17 protein-coding genes are annotated in these 14,079 nt (G+C 38.7%); 15 read left to right on the top strand and 2 right to left on the bottom strand.

The window, feature by feature from the left end:
* Positions 1-456: 456 nt before the first annotated feature.
* Complete coding sequence (locus J2S25_RS14350) at positions 457-1,743, top strand: glycosyltransferase family 2 protein (protein WP_241768443.1); 1,287 nt, start codon at positions 457-459, stop codon at positions 1,741-1,743.
* A 385-nt stretch (positions 1,744-2,128) separates the two neighbouring features.
* On the opposite strand, the gene J2S25_RS14345 is transcribed toward J2S25_RS14350, so the two are convergent.
* Entirely contained in the window at positions 2,129-3,082 is a 954-nt protein-coding gene (locus tag J2S25_RS14345; protein WP_241768444.1) for a multicopper oxidase family protein, read from the bottom strand.
* An 806-nt stretch (positions 3,083-3,888) separates the two neighbouring features.
* Here J2S25_RS14345 and J2S25_RS14340 point away from each other — a divergent pair.
* The 8 genes from J2S25_RS14340 to lgt all read left to right on the top strand — a co-directional run bounded on the left by J2S25_RS14340 (position 3,889) and on the right by lgt (position 8,041).
* A complete protein-coding gene (locus tag J2S25_RS14340; protein ID WP_241768442.1) occupies positions 3,889-4,083 on the top strand; it encodes a hypothetical protein in 195 nt (64 codons plus the stop codon).
* A 188-nt stretch (positions 4,084-4,271) separates the two neighbouring features.
* A complete protein-coding gene (locus J2S25_RS14335; RefSeq protein ID WP_044392250.1) occupies positions 4,272-4,499 on the top strand; it encodes a hypothetical protein in 228 nt (75 codons plus the stop codon).
* 828 nt (positions 4,500-5,327) lie between these two features.
* On the top strand, positions 5,328-5,576 hold the full coding sequence (locus J2S25_RS14330) for an SHOCT domain-containing protein (protein WP_225650195.1): 249 nt from the start codon (positions 5,328-5,330) through the stop codon (positions 5,574-5,576).
* A 22-nt stretch (positions 5,577-5,598) separates the two neighbouring features.
* On the top strand, positions 5,599-6,033 hold the full coding sequence (locus J2S25_RS14325; RefSeq protein ID WP_307192216.1) for a hypothetical protein: 435 nt from the start codon (positions 5,599-5,601) through the stop codon (positions 6,031-6,033).
* Positions 6,034-6,090: 57 nt separating this feature from the next.
* Positions 6,091-6,276, top strand: a complete 186-nt coding sequence (locus J2S25_RS14320; protein WP_307192215.1) for an SHOCT domain-containing protein — start codon at positions 6,091-6,093, stop codon at positions 6,274-6,276.
* Positions 6,277-6,295: 19 nt separating this feature from the next.
* A complete protein-coding gene (locus tag J2S25_RS14315) occupies positions 6,296-6,580 on the top strand; it encodes an SHOCT domain-containing protein (protein WP_044391792.1) in 285 nt (94 codons plus the stop codon).
* A 14-nt stretch (positions 6,581-6,594) separates the two neighbouring features.
* A complete protein-coding gene (locus J2S25_RS14310; protein ID WP_044391791.1) occupies positions 6,595-6,828 on the top strand; it encodes an SHOCT domain-containing protein in 234 nt (77 codons plus the stop codon).
* Between the two features lie 391 nt (positions 6,829-7,219).
* On the top strand, positions 7,220-8,041 hold the full coding sequence (gene lgt, locus J2S25_RS14305; protein WP_044391790.1) for a prolipoprotein diacylglyceryl transferase: 822 nt from the start codon (positions 7,220-7,222) through the stop codon (positions 8,039-8,041).
* A 280-nt stretch (positions 8,042-8,321) separates the two neighbouring features.
* Here the strand turns inward: lgt and J2S25_RS14300 are convergent, their stop codons facing one another.
* On the bottom strand, positions 8,322-9,785 hold the full coding sequence (locus J2S25_RS14300) for a multicopper oxidase family protein (protein WP_044391788.1): 1,464 nt from the start codon (positions 9,783-9,785) through the stop codon (positions 8,322-8,324).
* A gap of 248 nt (positions 9,786-10,033) precedes the next feature.
* On the opposite strand from J2S25_RS14300, the gene J2S25_RS14295 reads away from it, so the two are divergent.
* The 6 genes from J2S25_RS14295 (at position 10,034) to J2S25_RS14270 (ending at position 13,957) form a co-directional block, all read left to right on the top strand.
* Positions 10,034-10,264: a hypothetical protein gene (locus J2S25_RS14295; protein WP_044391786.1), complete on the top strand. Its 231-nt coding sequence runs from the start codon at positions 10,034-10,036 to the stop codon at positions 10,262-10,264.
* Entirely contained in the window at positions 10,254-10,514 is a 261-nt protein-coding gene (locus J2S25_RS14290; protein WP_044391784.1) for a metal-sensing transcriptional repressor, read from the top strand. The genes J2S25_RS14295 and J2S25_RS14290 overlap by 11 nt, the downstream gene beginning before the upstream one ends.
* Before the next feature lie 648 nt (positions 10,515-11,162).
* A complete protein-coding gene (locus J2S25_RS14285) occupies positions 11,163-11,387 on the top strand; it encodes a hypothetical protein (RefSeq protein WP_052806959.1) in 225 nt (74 codons plus the stop codon).
* A complete protein-coding gene (locus tag J2S25_RS14280; protein WP_044391782.1) occupies positions 11,380-12,150 on the top strand; it encodes a DUF8832 domain-containing protein in 771 nt (256 codons plus the stop codon). The genes J2S25_RS14285 and J2S25_RS14280 overlap by 8 nt, the downstream gene beginning before the upstream one ends.
* Positions 12,151-12,232: 82 nt before the next feature.
* Positions 12,233-13,657: an MATE family efflux transporter gene (locus J2S25_RS14275; protein ID WP_044391794.1), complete on the top strand. Its 1,425-nt coding sequence runs from the start codon at positions 12,233-12,235 to the stop codon at positions 13,655-13,657.
* Between the two features lie 81 nt (positions 13,658-13,738).
* A complete protein-coding gene (locus J2S25_RS14270) occupies positions 13,739-13,957 on the top strand; it encodes a hypothetical protein (protein ID WP_052806958.1) in 219 nt (72 codons plus the stop codon).
* The last annotated feature ends 122 nt before the right edge of the window (positions 13,958-14,079 follow it).

Here is a 14,079-nt window from a genome sequence, read left to right as displayed (position 1 = left end):
CTGTTGGCAAAGAAATATGTCAACAAGTACGCTCTGTTCCCAAGAATCTCCCACTTCAACTAGACCGTAAGGTCAGTAAGTGGGGGTAGTTCAAGTCTAAGTTATTATTATAAACTTTCTTACTCAACTAACGTGTTTCTAGATTTACAGTAATATGCGCATTTTTCATCTAAAATCGGTAAGGATAGCCCTACTTCAATCGTGTGAAGGGCGATAGCCCAACAATAAGTGGGGGAAGAATTGCCGTCGAATACGGTATGGTATATAAAAAGTTGTAGGGTTTTTAATGTACCATATCAAGTATCTGAAAAATCGACCTTGCCTCCGGGGGTTACCGATGAAAAAGCTTCAAAACTTTACTTAGACTTAACATAATATTAATCCATGCTTTTAATTCATGTTTTATACTTTGTTATTAAGGGTGAAAAACATTTTTAAAACCATGGAGGTAACCTTTTGGAACTGACTATATTAGCTTTCTTAAAAGAGTTTAACTTTCTCATGTTCCTACTATTTGCTTTGATGTATTCGTATCAGATTTTTTATATGGTTGTTGCGTTAAAAGCAAAAAAGAACAAAAGTCCTAAGATGCAGAATGTTCATTCCCATAAATATGCAGTAATAATCGCTGCTCGAAATGAAGAGCTCGTAATCGGACAATTGATTAAAAGTATTAAAAATCAAAATTATCCAAGAGAACTAATTGATATTTTCGTTGTTGCGGATAACTGTACGGACGATACTGCTCGTGTCGCTGCCAAAGCGGGATCTGTAGTGAGGGAACGTTTCAATAAGGTACAGGTTGGCAAGGGATATGCACTAAATTATATGATGAATATTATTAGTAATGAATATTCATCTAGAAAGTATGAAGGATATTTTATTTTTGATGCAGATAATCTCCTTGAAGAGAATTATATTGCGGAAATGAACATGATGTTTCATCAAGGATATAGGGTAATCACAAGTTATAGAAATTCAAAGAATTATGACCAGAATTGGATTTCAGCCGGTTACGGACTTTGGTTTATGCATGAAGCTGAATATCTTAATCTACCAAGAATGGCGCTTAACTTAAGCTGTTCCATTTCTGGAACGGGCTTTCTAGTACATGCAAATTTGATAAAAGAAAATGGAGGTTGGACCCATCATCTCCTGACTGAGGATATTGAGTTTTCCGTTTCTCAGATCATAAACGGAGAAAAAATCGGCTATTGTAGAAATGCTATTTTTTATGATGAGCAGCCAGAAACTTGGATCAAATCTTGGCATCAGAGGTTACGGTGGGCAAGGGGCTTTTATCAGGTTATTGTAAAATATGGGAAAGATTTGGTGGGCGGTATATTAAAAGGGAAATCTAACTGGTTTTCCTGTTACGATATGATTATGACCATTATGCCTGCCATGCTGGTCTCCAGTATTAGCTTTTTCATATATGGGTTATTCTCCTTAGGGATATTTTTAGACGTAGTGGATGGGGCTAAAAATATCCAGCTAATCTATACAGATATGGTAAAATCGATTGGTTGGTATTATGGTTTACTATTTATAATTGGTTTTATTACGACTATAACGGAGTGGAAAAAAATTCATAGTTCATGGTGGAAAAAGTTAGCATATACGATCACTTTTCCTTTATTTATGTTTACCTATATCCCAATATCGATTGTCGCATTGTTCATAAATGTGGAATGGAAACCAATAACTCATACAGTTGCAAAATCACTTGACGATGTACGATAAGGAAAACTTTCAAAACCTTTTTAAGCCTAATGATAAAGATGATTACGGCAATAGGATGGCCATCTTTTTTACCACTCAATGACAGAGAATTTACCGGCAAGTGCCAAGCTGTTTACCAACTTAAATTCAATTAAGATACCCCTGCCTATTCGACCAATGGCAGGGGGTTAGCTACTTCAGTTTTTCGTATAGAAAAAGGCCAATATCAACGACTCCAGTAAGTTTAGAAGAAGTTACGAGGACTTAATCTAGTTAGGTTGCAACTAGAGAGGAAATCGAAAATACTCATTGGGGAAAGGCTATATTTTACCGCTTGAAGAAGGGACTGAGTTAGAGCATAAAATGTAGAATAAGAAACTGATTTTCAAAGTGGAAGCCTACCTGGCTAGAATTCAGGTAAAGTTTCAGACTGGTTAGATTTGTCAGCTGAATTAGTAGAGTTTTCATATTGAATTTTTGTCTTCATTTCACTTGATCCTTCCATATCTCCGTGGCACTCTATGAACCATTCTCCGGGGTTATTTGCTGTAAACTCAATGTCATATCTCTCACCTGGTGCTATAGCAATCACTTGATTGTTTATTCTTTTTGGTTCATTTAGTTCCTGTCCGTCAATTGCTACGACTTTAAAGTCATGGCCATGTAGATGGATTTTATGAGACATATATCTTACATTGACAAGACGAATTCTGACCTTCTCTCCTTCTTTGACCTTTAATGGTTCAATGCTGTTACCGCTTTTGCCATTTATCGTAAATATATCGTAAGCACTCATATCATGCCCCATTTCTTCCATTCCACCCAAGCTTTCATTCTTATTTGACCCCATATCGCTGTGATCCATGCCACCAGAATCAGTTTCTTTATCACTGTCCCCGTCTGAATCCATATTACCATGGTCCATTCCTTCCATGCTGGATTTGCCTTCTTCAGGCTTGCTCATCCACTCGTCAAGCATAAGGGTATAATCAAGATCATAAGTCTTTTCATTTGGTTCTACAATAAACGAACCATAAAGCCCTCTATCCATTTGTTCAACAGCGTTTTGATGGGTATGGTACATATACGTTCCTGGATCCTCAGGTGTAAATTCATATGTGAAGTTTTCACCTGGCTGGACTGCATTTTGTGTCACACCAGGGATTCCATCCATTTCATTTGGCACTGTAATTCCATGCCAATGTATAGAGACTGGTTCATTCAGTTCATTTTTAAGATTGATTTTCAATTTTTCTCCTTGCTTTGCCCGAATTTGGGAGCCGAGAACAGAACCATTGAAAGTAAGTGCATTTACGCTAACATCCTCATTTAACTGATGCTTGGCTTCTTTGGCAGTAATATTTATTTCATTGCCAGTAAGTGTTTCAGTAACATTTGCAGTTTGGAGACCTTCTATATTCTCTTTTATTTCAGTATTAGAACCTTCTTCTGTGTTTTGTGATCAATTTCACTCACACTGCTACTGGAACAGGCTGCAAGGAATGATGAGGTGAATAAAATGAGGAATGAAAGTATCTTTAATTGCATAGCTGTATACCTCCTGAAAATTATTAAGGTAACCATAATATAAATAAATGCAGAAATTAAGGATGAAAATTCATCGTTTTTTTAGAAATAGTCATTAGGGTATGAAATTCAAATAATGAAAACTCTTTAATAATTATGTCACCTATATGCACACATCTGGGATGTATCGCTGGGAATGCTGAGCAGGAGATAAAAGAAGAGAGAGTAGCATTTTATTGGCCTTGTCATGGAGGGAAATATGACAAAATTGGTATGAATATTGGAGCATCCCCCCTCCAAGGCATTGGATATTTTTGAAGCGTTTGTCCAGGATGGCATTGTCTATATAACTATTTTAAGTCTGAGCAAAAGGAATTAATCTATAATGGAGCGATGCATTATTTCATGCTGTGCTAATAAAAAAAAGAGCGAAACCAAGAAGATATCCAGTGCCCTATTAAATCCTTGGTGCAAAGATCGGTATGGTATTCCAGGATCCTTTCCTTTCTTAAACCCGACAATAAAGGGGAGTGACCAAATTGCGGAGAGGCTAATCGTCCATAAAGGCTATAGTAAAAAGTTAGTTCATGAAAAGGTAATTGAAATCATTAGACTAGTTGTAATCCCGGATCCTATCTCTTGTTGTACAACCTATCCTCATCAGCTAAGTGGAAGAATGAGGCATTGCAATGGCTACCTGATCTGTTAATTGCTGAAGAGCCAACAATAGCTTTTGACGTAACCATCCAAGCACAGATTTTGGATTTATTAAAAGATCTGCAGGAGAAAAATGGTGTGGTTGCAAGGTTTTCAGAAAGAGTGAATATCATGTAGGCCGGTAAAATAGTCGAAAGTGGAACAAAAACGAAATTTTTTATAATCCAAAATACCCCTATACGATTGGATTGCTAGAATCAGTTCCTCATCTTGATACATTCCACAAGGAGGGTACAATAACTCCATTTTTTCTACATAATTAAGTATTAATATTAAAGTAGATTGAAAATGAGAGGGTTGATGATATGTTTATAAAACTGGAGAAAAGCGGCGAAATGGTTTTTGGGCTGTTAGCAGGGGAAATGTTTCTAGATGGTGAATGTGGGAGGTGGAGTGAGGGAGCTGGATTCTTTTTATGGGAGCCATTTGAGAAAGATCCGGCAATCGTTGTATTTGAGAATAATGGTTCCTATAAATGCTATAAAGTACTAGAACAAGTAGATTTCAAGGAAATTATCATGACAGAAAAGTAAGCAATGAAGGCGGGACTGCTTTTTAAAGTGGTCTCGCTTTTTTTGGTTACAAAGCAGCAGGCAGATTAATGTAGATCTATAAGCTCAAGGTGATAACAGGCTTGTATTCTAACCATTAATGTAATTTGGCAAAACTCGACCAGCCTATTATATATTGGGCTTTTCTTTCAACGCTCCCCGGTGATGGGGAAAGAAGTTCAAAACAAATCATTTAAGTGAAAAAGGATATATTCTACTAGATCAATTGCAAGAATATCCACCCCTTCCTCGAAATACTCATACAGACAAATGTGCAAAGAAGGATAGGGTGACGGCTAACAGGGAGGTTGATACATCCCAGAGCGGTCATCTTTTTTTACATAAGTAAGTTATTCAGTTATTTCGAGAACAGCCAGAACAGTGACGACAATAAATACAATAAATTCATTCTACAATATTTGATGTTCTTTATAATTTTTGCACTCTACATACTTTCTCCATGATTCGCTTTTATATTTAAAGAAAAGAAACAAACATCATCATCACCAGAAAGGAGGGGCTAGCATGATGGGACCTGGTTTTGCAGCAGCTGGCTGCGGACCGATTGGCTTACTTATTGGTTTGCTTTGATTGGTCTCCTGATCTACTTGTTGAAGAACAGGAAGAAATCAGATGGGTCGAACCTGCCTGATTTGGAACAATTGAAGATGCGGCTGGCATAAGGGGACATACCAGGAAGAGTACCAAAAGATGAAAGACATAATTTCAAAATAACAGTTTACGCTCCATACTTTCTACAAATTTTTAAAAGAGAATGAAAGTATAAAGAAATGGAAAGGAGAGAAGGAAATGATGATGGGACCTGGCTATGGTTACTTTGGAGGATTCGGGATGGGAGGTGGATCCTTGATGATGATAATAGTTTTCCTGGCAGTCGGCTATCTGCTGTATCTGGCTTTCAACCAGAATAGAAGGAGTGAACAAACGCTTCCGCTCCAGGCGGTGAACAATCAAGCAATTGACCTGGCCAAGGATAGGTTGGCAAGGGGAGAAATCACTGTCGAAGAATTCGAAAAAATGAAAGCAAACCTTTTATAATAAAAAAATAGGAGTGTTTAGTTTGATTAAAAAGACTATTATTACTGGCGCATTAGCAGCAGCCCTTATCGCAGCAGGAGGTACAGGATTGTATATGGCATCCGCGAAGGAAAATGCAGTGAATCCTGCTGAATTTATGAAGGAGCAGGGTATTGATTTTAAAAATAGGGCGAACATCATGGGTGATGGCAATTTTGGAAATATGCAGGAGTTCATGGGGGAGCAAGGAATTACTATCGATGAGATAAATCAAATGAGGAAATCAGGAGATTTTGAGGATATGCAAAAATTCATGGATGATCAGAATATCAACTTTGGACAAATGCAGCAATATATGCAGGAAATGCATCCTGATTTGAGTACGAAAGACCTGGAGGATATGTATAAAGGGATGCATGGCACAGGTGGCGCATCTAACAGCCAGAATTTCCAGGGTATAGGGAACACGGGCTTATAAAATCTCACTGAGCCGGTCTTCCGGCCGTTAATACCAATATTCAGGAGGAATGAAACAATGTTTACGCTGTTGATCTTGGCAATAGGTTTTTACCTTTACAAAACGGGCGATTTACAAAAGTTCTTTGGAAAAATGGGTACTCAAGTTCCAGAGAATAACTCAGCCAGACAAATCATTGATTTGAGGTATGCTGAAGGCAAAATTACCGAAGAAGAATACGGGAAACTGAGAAATCTCATTTAATATAAAGGAGTAATGACAAATGATGAACGGTCACATGGGTTCTTTTATAAACGGAAATGGTTATGGAGCTCCATCCGGTTTCAGCCAGTTTGGAATGATGCCATACTTTAACTCGTCTACTTTCATTTTCCTTGTTCTAATTGCAATCGGAGTATATTTTCTGATGAAAAACAAGTTTTTACCCAAGGCGAATTCACGGAAAATCCAAACAATAGAAGCCGAAGAAATAGCAAAGTTAAGATACGCAAGAGGAGAGATTACCTTAGAAGAATTCCAGCGAATTTTAAAAACAATTAAATCGTAATCGAGGTGAATGCAGTGATTAATCTTATATTAGCAGCCATAGTCTTCTATTATTTGTTAAGGACTGGAGATCTGTTCAGACTGTTCAAGATGACAAGGAAGCTGATTGTTGATCTTATGTACTCTTTCAAAAAACAAAAACAAGAATCACTACAAAAGGATGCTCCTTCTGAAGCTTTGAAACTGCGCTACGTCAAAGGTGAGATTTCCCAGAGTGAATATGAAATGATTTCTAAAAACCTACTCTAAAGAAAGCTGCCAAATGGCAGTTTTCTTTTCACCGAAATCTTTTATTTTTTCATGCCCATTTTTAGAAAAGTGAAGCAAATACCCATCCAGCTGTAGCAAACAGAGTGATGATTTCTAGTGTTTGGTCAATTAGTTGTCGGTTTCTCTTTTTCTGTTGATTTAAATATTCTTATATCGATCTCCCCGCGAGCAAACTTGAGTCCGATTTATCTGGCTCAATTCGGTACAGGGTACCACCCTTACCAATCACTCTGTGGTTCTCAGCTAGTCACTATTCTATCTTTCCAGCTAATACCGATTAAGGGAAAATCAATCTTCTTTGTTCCCCTCCATATAAAATCCATAAATACTAGGTATGATGACAGAGAATGACATAGAAGAGGTGAAATAGATGGGAAACTTTGAACCAATTAATAGAATAGCATTAGAATTAGGCCCTATCACTATTTATTGGTACGGCATAATTATCGGCTTTGGGATTTTCTTAGGATGGTTACTCGCTACAAAAGAAGCAAAAAGAAGAGGGTTGGACCAGGATGTCTTTTCGGATTTGCTTCTTTGGGCGATTCCAATTTCTCTCCTTAGTGCTCGGTTATATTACGTATTATTCAATCTAGATTACTATTTAGATAATCCAGGACAGATTCTAGCAATCTGGGAAGGCGGCATCGCCATCCATGGAGGATTGATCGGTGCGGTAGCAACCTCGATAGTGTACGCACGAAAAAAAGAAATTTCTTTCTGGCAGCTCGCTGACATAGCTGCTCCTAGCATTATTCTCGGGCAGGCCATTGGTCGATGGGGAAACTTCATGAACCAGGAAGCGCATGGAACAGAGGTGACAAGAACCTTTCTTGAAGATTTAATGCTTCCAGACTGGATTATTAACCAGATGTATATAGATGGAGCGTATTACCACCCAACCTTTTTGTATGAATCATTATGGAATCTTTCAGTTTTTTTTGTCCTCCTTGCCATCAGAAAGTTCGGAGTCAAGCGGGGAGAAGTTTTCCTTTCTTATCTCATTTGGTATTCAGTAGGTAGGTTTTTTGTGGAGGGATTGAGGACAGACAGTCTAATGGTAACTGATGAACTAAGAATTGCACAGGTCATTTCCCTGGCTTTAGTTGGTCTTTCTTTGTTCCTCATCTGGTATCGAAGGCAAAAGCAATCGACAAACCGGTTTTACAAAGAAGGTATAAATGACAAATAACTTTCCTATTTAACCTCGGACCTTCTAAGAAGATCCGAGGTTTTGTATATTGTTATTTATTCTTTTTATACTTTCCGCCTATTAAAAGGTAATTTACATAGGGAATGTAGACTTCCGTACGAAATCATTTGATTTTAGCTGTATTCAATTCACTAACATTCCTTTATTTGCTTTGATAACTCGATATCCTAGCTGTTCCGCGAACTTACGCTAATAACGCTTTCAGCATACAGACTTTTCTAAGACTGTATGCTTGAAAGCGTTATTTGGATACCAAATTTTATTCCACTTTAAATTGCCCCATCATACCTGCATCTTCATGCTCAAGGATATGACAGTGGTACATGAAGATACCAGGATACTTGAAAGTAGCAATCGCCCTGACATTCTCCCCTGGATACACTAGGATAGTGTCCTTCCAGCCGGATTCATTTGCTGGAGGCTGTTTACCGTCACGGTCAAGAATTTGGAATTGAATTCCATGAGCATGGAATGGATGGGCCATTCCCCCCATCATCCCAGTACTTTCATTGGAGATTTCCCAGATTTCTGTAGTATTTAAGGTCAAATATTCATCCATCCGGTCCATATCCATTTGTTGGCCATTTATATTGACATTGCTTCCCATTCCTTGGAAAATAAATTTTCTGGTTTTTACTGCCTTTGATGAATCTATTCTTTCAATTTTTGTAAGTTGGTTTGGTATATTAAAGTCTTGCTGTTTATTGCCAGTTACCATAAATTTCATGAATTCAGTACCTTGATTTGTTAGTTCGACCGTATCGCCATCTTTAAACATAGAAAAATCCACTATGATTTCAGCTCTTTCCCCTGGACCGAGCACTAGTTTTGTCATCTCGACAGGCTGTTCAAGTAATCCCCCATCGCTAGCTACTTGATAGAAGTTTTGGTTATTGCTAAAAAGCAATTCATAAATCCTGGCATTTGATCCGTTCAGCAAACGAAAGCGCATTTTGCCTCTTGGTACCTCAAGATAAGGGTTTACAGCTCCGTTAACAAGAATGGTTCCTCCCTGAAGGCCCATCATGACGTCATGCATGCCCAGTCTATATTCAAACCTTCCATTCGCGTCCAGCTTTTTATCCTGTATCACAAGCGGAATGTCATTGACACCATACTCATTTGGGAGTTTCAGATTATCTGAAACATCATCATCTACATAAAACAAACCAGCGAGCCCTTTATAAACTTGCTCTCCAGTTTTATGGAGCAAGTGCGGATGAAACCATAATGTTGAAGCAGGCTGTGTGACCGTAAACTTTGGATTCCAGGTTTCCCCGGGCCGAATCCGGGAGTGAGGACCACCATCGTTTTCCCCGTCTACTTCAAGCCCGTGCCAGTGGACTGTTGTCTCTTCATTCAGGTTGTTTTTGACTTTTATCGAAACCTCATCACCCTTTCTGACTCTAATGACAGGGCCTAGATAATTTCCATTGTAACCATAAGTGTCTGTCTCTTTCCCCTCGATAAATTCTGTCTTAGCTATTTGAGCTGAAAGCTGAAATTTGGCTTTACTTGGGATCGAACTCATATTTTTAAGGAGCGGTGGAACAGGTAAAGGAGTGCCGCCGCTGAATGGAAGTCCACTACTATCATTTCCATACATCATTCCATTGTTATTAAAAATCTTATTTACTCCAAAAGGAACAAGAGAAATAGCTGCTAATCCTGCGGCTCCCTTTAAGGAATAAGAGAGAAATTTTCTTCTATTGTATTTATCCATTAAAGCTGTACCTCCTTATCAAATTCCACTGAACTTTAAATCGGTGGGGGGTATTTTTGTATTTTAATATGAATATATGCAAAAAGTATGTAGGGTTAATTACTATGTATTCTGATAATTGATCACTCCGGTTTTTCGCAGAGTTACTGGGGTGAACTGTTTTTTTGTCTTGCACATATTTTCTCCATGATTTGCTTTTATATTTAAGTCATAGAAACAAACAACTCATCATGAAAGGAGGGATTCTGATGTGGGGACCGGGTTTTGCATCTGCTGGCTTGCGGACCGATTGGCTGGTTTATCGGTTTTCTGCTGGCCGGTTTCCTGAGCTACTTGCTGTTGAAAAACAAGAAGGGACCTGTCAGCCAATTCGTTCTGATTCCAGTGAAGCGATGGAACAATTGAAAATGAGGCTTGCACAAGGGGAAATCACCTTGGAATATTTAATTTACAGTAGGAGGGGACGGCATGTTGTATAACAAAGAAATAGTAAATCGACTTAAGAAAATGGAGGGCCAAATCAGGGGGATTAGTAAAATGATGGAAGCAGAAAAACCATGTGCTGATGTTGTGAACCAATTGTCCTCTATTCGAAGTTCCACAGGTAGAGCAATAGCCTATATTGTCGCAAACGATCTCCAAAATTCTCTCACAAATGACAAAAACTCCATAAAAGAAGACTATAGTGCAGTAGATGAGGCTGTATATATGTTAGTGAAAAGTTCATAGATTTCTGCACAATTGGAAATAAATCAGTGAAATGATGGACTACACTCCTTTTCTCAGGGTGCATTCTGCTTAGATAAAGACTACATTAGTACAAATTTCTCATTCATTATTTTTGCGAAATTATTTGGTATTGTTTGATCAAAAGAGCTACATGTTGAATCGCCGGAAGTTTTTGGGGAAGTCTCTAAAAGAGACAGAGGGATTTTGGCACTATCCTTCCAGCAGGTTTAAGTGCTTGCAGTAAAGAGGAAAGCAATATTGACACCAGTTCTATGGCAAGTATTGGTCCTTTTAACGAATTGGAGAAAGGACCCTTTCCAAAGATTACCCATCATACCACCGCCTTGTCATGGCATATTACCCTTCATCCCCCCAGTGCCCCTCATAAAAAACCAGCCGCCCGCAATGACCAGAATCAATATGATTAGTGCGGTCAAAACAAAGTTTTTCACCTAGCTTTTACCTCCTTTTTCGTCACATGATTGCATTATTACATTCTCATATACCTCCGTGCATATTTTATAAGCGCCAGTTTTTAATTTCAATTATTAGGTTTACTGTAGTTAAATGTGCATTTTCTATGGAGTTTAGTTCTAATAACCTGTGGTAAAAATAGTAAAGAACCGAAAAAATTAAGGAGGAATCAACATGTTTTTACCTGCATCGGACCTGGGGTTGATTGCAAGTCACCTATCTGCCCATGACGGAATGATAATGAAAGTGAAGCTTATGGCAAGAGAGGCAAAAAATGAAAAATTAATTAAATTACTAAATACCAAAGTAGGAATTTTAAGAAGCCATATGCGTATCATGATGGATATGCTCGATCCTCAAAAAAGCGATTTTGAGAAACTTTCGGATTTCAATGAATGAACATAGTACTGTAAGCAACCTTCAAGGACATAGCATGATGGACTCCCATCAGGGACACACCGACCATAAGGAGAACATACCAAAATTACAGGTGGATTGGACCGCAAACCCTCATACGGTCAAAGTTGATCAAGAAACAGAAATTTTTATTGACATAAAAGATTTCTCCGGGAAGGTTATCGAGACTTTTTTAGCTGTGCATGAAAAAGAAATGCACCTACTGGCAATTAAAAAGGATTTATCAGTCTTCCAACATCTCCACCCGCAATATATTGAAAAAGGTAGATTTCACGTGAAGACAACCTTCCCAAAGGCAGGGGAATATAAATTTTATGCAGATTTCCTGCCGGAGGGGGCAAATCAGCAGCTAGCGTCTCATGAGCTGGTCGTAAAAGGTTTGGAAACCAAGGAAGAGGTTGTTCCCGACAAGCTTTTGAAAAAGGAGATAGATGACCTGACAATCGAGCTTATTCTCCCAAAAGCGAAAGTAGATGAGCATATAAGTTTGATTTTCACCCTATATGATAAGAATGGAAACCCAATTACTGAACTTGAACCCTATCTTGGTTCTGCAGGACATGTCGTGATTGTCAGTGAGGATATGAATGAATTTCTCCATGTCCATCCAGTAGATGAAAACACAAAAGGACCAGATGTTGAGTATATGACGAGCTTTCCTCGTAGTGGATTGTATAAAATTTGGGGTCAGTTCAAGTACAAACAACAACTTTATACGGTGCCTTTTGTGATTGAAGTCAAGTAAAAGGCATCAGTAACTGCAATGGCACACATGAATGTGTGCTATTGTTCAATTTTCTAGTTAAGGAGGTGGAACTGTGAAGGATATGGAGGGGGAAATCGACATGCCGCAAACGAACAAAGGACGATTGAAAATTATCACGGTGCTTGCTATTCCCGCAGTCATCGAAAATTTTTTCCAGACCATCCTCGGCTTTGTCGATACATACTTTGTATCAAAAATCGGTCTGGCAGAAGTTTCGGCGGTTGGGGTCACCAATGCAGTCCTTGCGATATATTTTGCATTATTTATGGCAATTGGGGTAGCAGCCAATGTAAGGATTGCAAACTTTCTTGGTGCTAACCTTCCGGAAAAAGCAAGGCATATATCACAGCAATCAATCGTTCTGGCTACCATATTGGGTATCTTAACAGGAATTATTACTTGGATTTTTGCTGAACCGCTGCTGAAACTAATGGGAATAGAGGCAGAGGTACTCGAGGCCGGTGCTCTGTATTTCCGGATTGTTGGAATCCCTTCGATTGTGATGAGCTTCATGTTTGTGTTAAGCGCTATCCTGCGGGGAGCAGGCGATACAAAATCGCCGATGAAAGTGAGTATTGTCATCAATATTGTCAATGCAATTTTGGATTATGTCCTTATCTTCGGTTTTTTGTTCATACCTGAAATGGGCATCGTAGGAGCAGGGATTGCGACGGTAATTTCACGATTGATTGGAAGCATTGCGCTGTTTTATTATGTCAATAAAACAGAAACTCTTACCTTCAGAAGAGATTACTGGAGTATTGACAAGACACATCTAATGGAACTGACTACTCTTGGAGCCCCAGCTGCAGGCGAGAGACTAGTCATGCGTGCCGGCCAAATCGTCTATTTTGGTTTCGTCGTTGCCCTTGGTACCAATGCATTTGCCGCTCATCAGATTGCCGGCAATGTCGAAGTATTTTCCTATATGATTGGATATGGATTTGCTACAGCCGCCACAATTTTGGTTGGCCAGCAAATCGGTGCGGGAAATCTTAAAGAAGCCAAGCATTATGCCAGACTATCCACGTATCTCACAGTAGGAGCGATGACCTTGCTCGGTGCCCTGCTCTTCTTCCTTGGTGATTGGGCTGGCAGCTTATTTACCGAAGAACAGCAAGTTATCGATGATATAGGTACCGCACTAAAGATTTCGGGTATTTTCCAACCGTTCCTCGCTGTATTAATGGTGCTGACAGGAGCATTCCAGGGGGCAAATAACACGAAATTCCCGATGTACCTAACTGGATTCGGGATGTGGGCAGTACGAACCGTACTTGTCTATCTTCTTGGAATCAAGCTGGGCTGGGGACTCGCGGGAGTATGGATAGCAATCGGAGCCGATATCGCATTTCGTGCAATTGTCCTGGTAATCCAATTCAAACGTGGAAAATGGATGGCACTTGAAAAAGCACCAGATCCAGAATCTCACTGCCACCCGCAAACAACCAAGGAAAACATGTCTGCCTGCGCGAATAATTATTAATAAGGAGCATACAGTAGTCAATCTGTATGCTCTTTTTTTAAGGAATAAAGCTAAGCAAACTACAAAAAGAATGCAAAAATCATGACCTATGAACTTGTGCAGATTGAAAACAGGGTAGGTACTTTATTGTATGATTATGAACATTATGTAGATGAAAACAATAACGTGAAAAAATGCAAATCCTTTGTCTGGCGTTTCGTAGGATTTGGCAGAAGCTGCTTTGCACTAACGAAAGAAGAATTGATTGAACTGGTAAGAAAACAAATCCATGAATACCAAAACGATATTATATTGTACTAGGCGATTTTGAGGATGTTATGATCAAAGGAAATAAATCTTCAAAGTTAATAAAAGCTGAAAAAATGATATATGAAGGAATAAATATCGAGATTGTGAGTGAACAAGATTTCTTGAAAATGCTG

The organism is Mesobacillus stamsii (genome assembly GCF_030814065.1).
Taxonomy (GTDB): domain Bacteria; phylum Bacillota; class Bacilli; order Bacillales; family Cytobacillaceae; genus Mesobacillus; species Mesobacillus stamsii.
This window is presented reverse-complemented; position numbering and strand designations above follow the sequence as displayed.

Excerpts from the sequence above, each read along its gene's own strand:
- J2S25_RS14335 (WP_044392250.1), top strand. The coding sequence starts at position 4,272 with ATGTTTATAAAACTGGAGAAAAGCGGCGAAATGGTTTTTGGGCTGTTA.
- J2S25_RS14330 (WP_225650195.1), top strand. The coding sequence starts at position 5,328 with ATGATGATGGGACCTGGCTATGGTTACTTTGGAGGATTCGGGATGGGA.
- J2S25_RS14320 (WP_307192215.1), top strand. The coding sequence starts at position 6,091 with ATGTTTACGCTGTTGATCTTGGCAATAGGTTTTTACCTTTACAAAACG.
- J2S25_RS14315 (WP_044391792.1), top strand. The coding sequence starts at position 6,296 with ATGATGAACGGTCACATGGGTTCTTTTATAAACGGAAATGGTTATGGA.
- lgt (WP_044391790.1), top strand. The coding sequence starts at position 7,220 with ATGGGAAACTTTGAACCAATTAATAGAATAGCATTAGAATTAGGCCCT.
- J2S25_RS14300 (WP_044391788.1), bottom strand. The coding sequence starts at position 9,785 with ATGGATAAATACAATAGAAGAAAATTTCTCTCTTATTCCTTAAAGGGA.
- J2S25_RS14295 (WP_044391786.1), top strand. The coding sequence starts at position 10,034 with ATGTGGGGACCGGGTTTTGCATCTGCTGGCTTGCGGACCGATTGGCTG.
- J2S25_RS14290 (WP_044391784.1), top strand. The coding sequence starts at position 10,254 with ATGTTGTATAACAAAGAAATAGTAAATCGACTTAAGAAAATGGAGGGC.
- J2S25_RS14285 (WP_052806959.1), top strand. The coding sequence starts at position 11,163 with ATGTTTTTACCTGCATCGGACCTGGGGTTGATTGCAAGTCACCTATCT.
- J2S25_RS14280 (WP_044391782.1), top strand. The coding sequence starts at position 11,380 with ATGAATGAACATAGTACTGTAAGCAACCTTCAAGGACATAGCATGATG.
- J2S25_RS14275 (WP_044391794.1), top strand. The coding sequence starts at position 12,233 with ATGGAGGGGGAAATCGACATGCCGCAAACGAACAAAGGACGATTGAAA.
- J2S25_RS14270 (WP_052806958.1), top strand. The coding sequence starts at position 13,739 with ATGACCTATGAACTTGTGCAGATTGAAAACAGGGTAGGTACTTTATTG.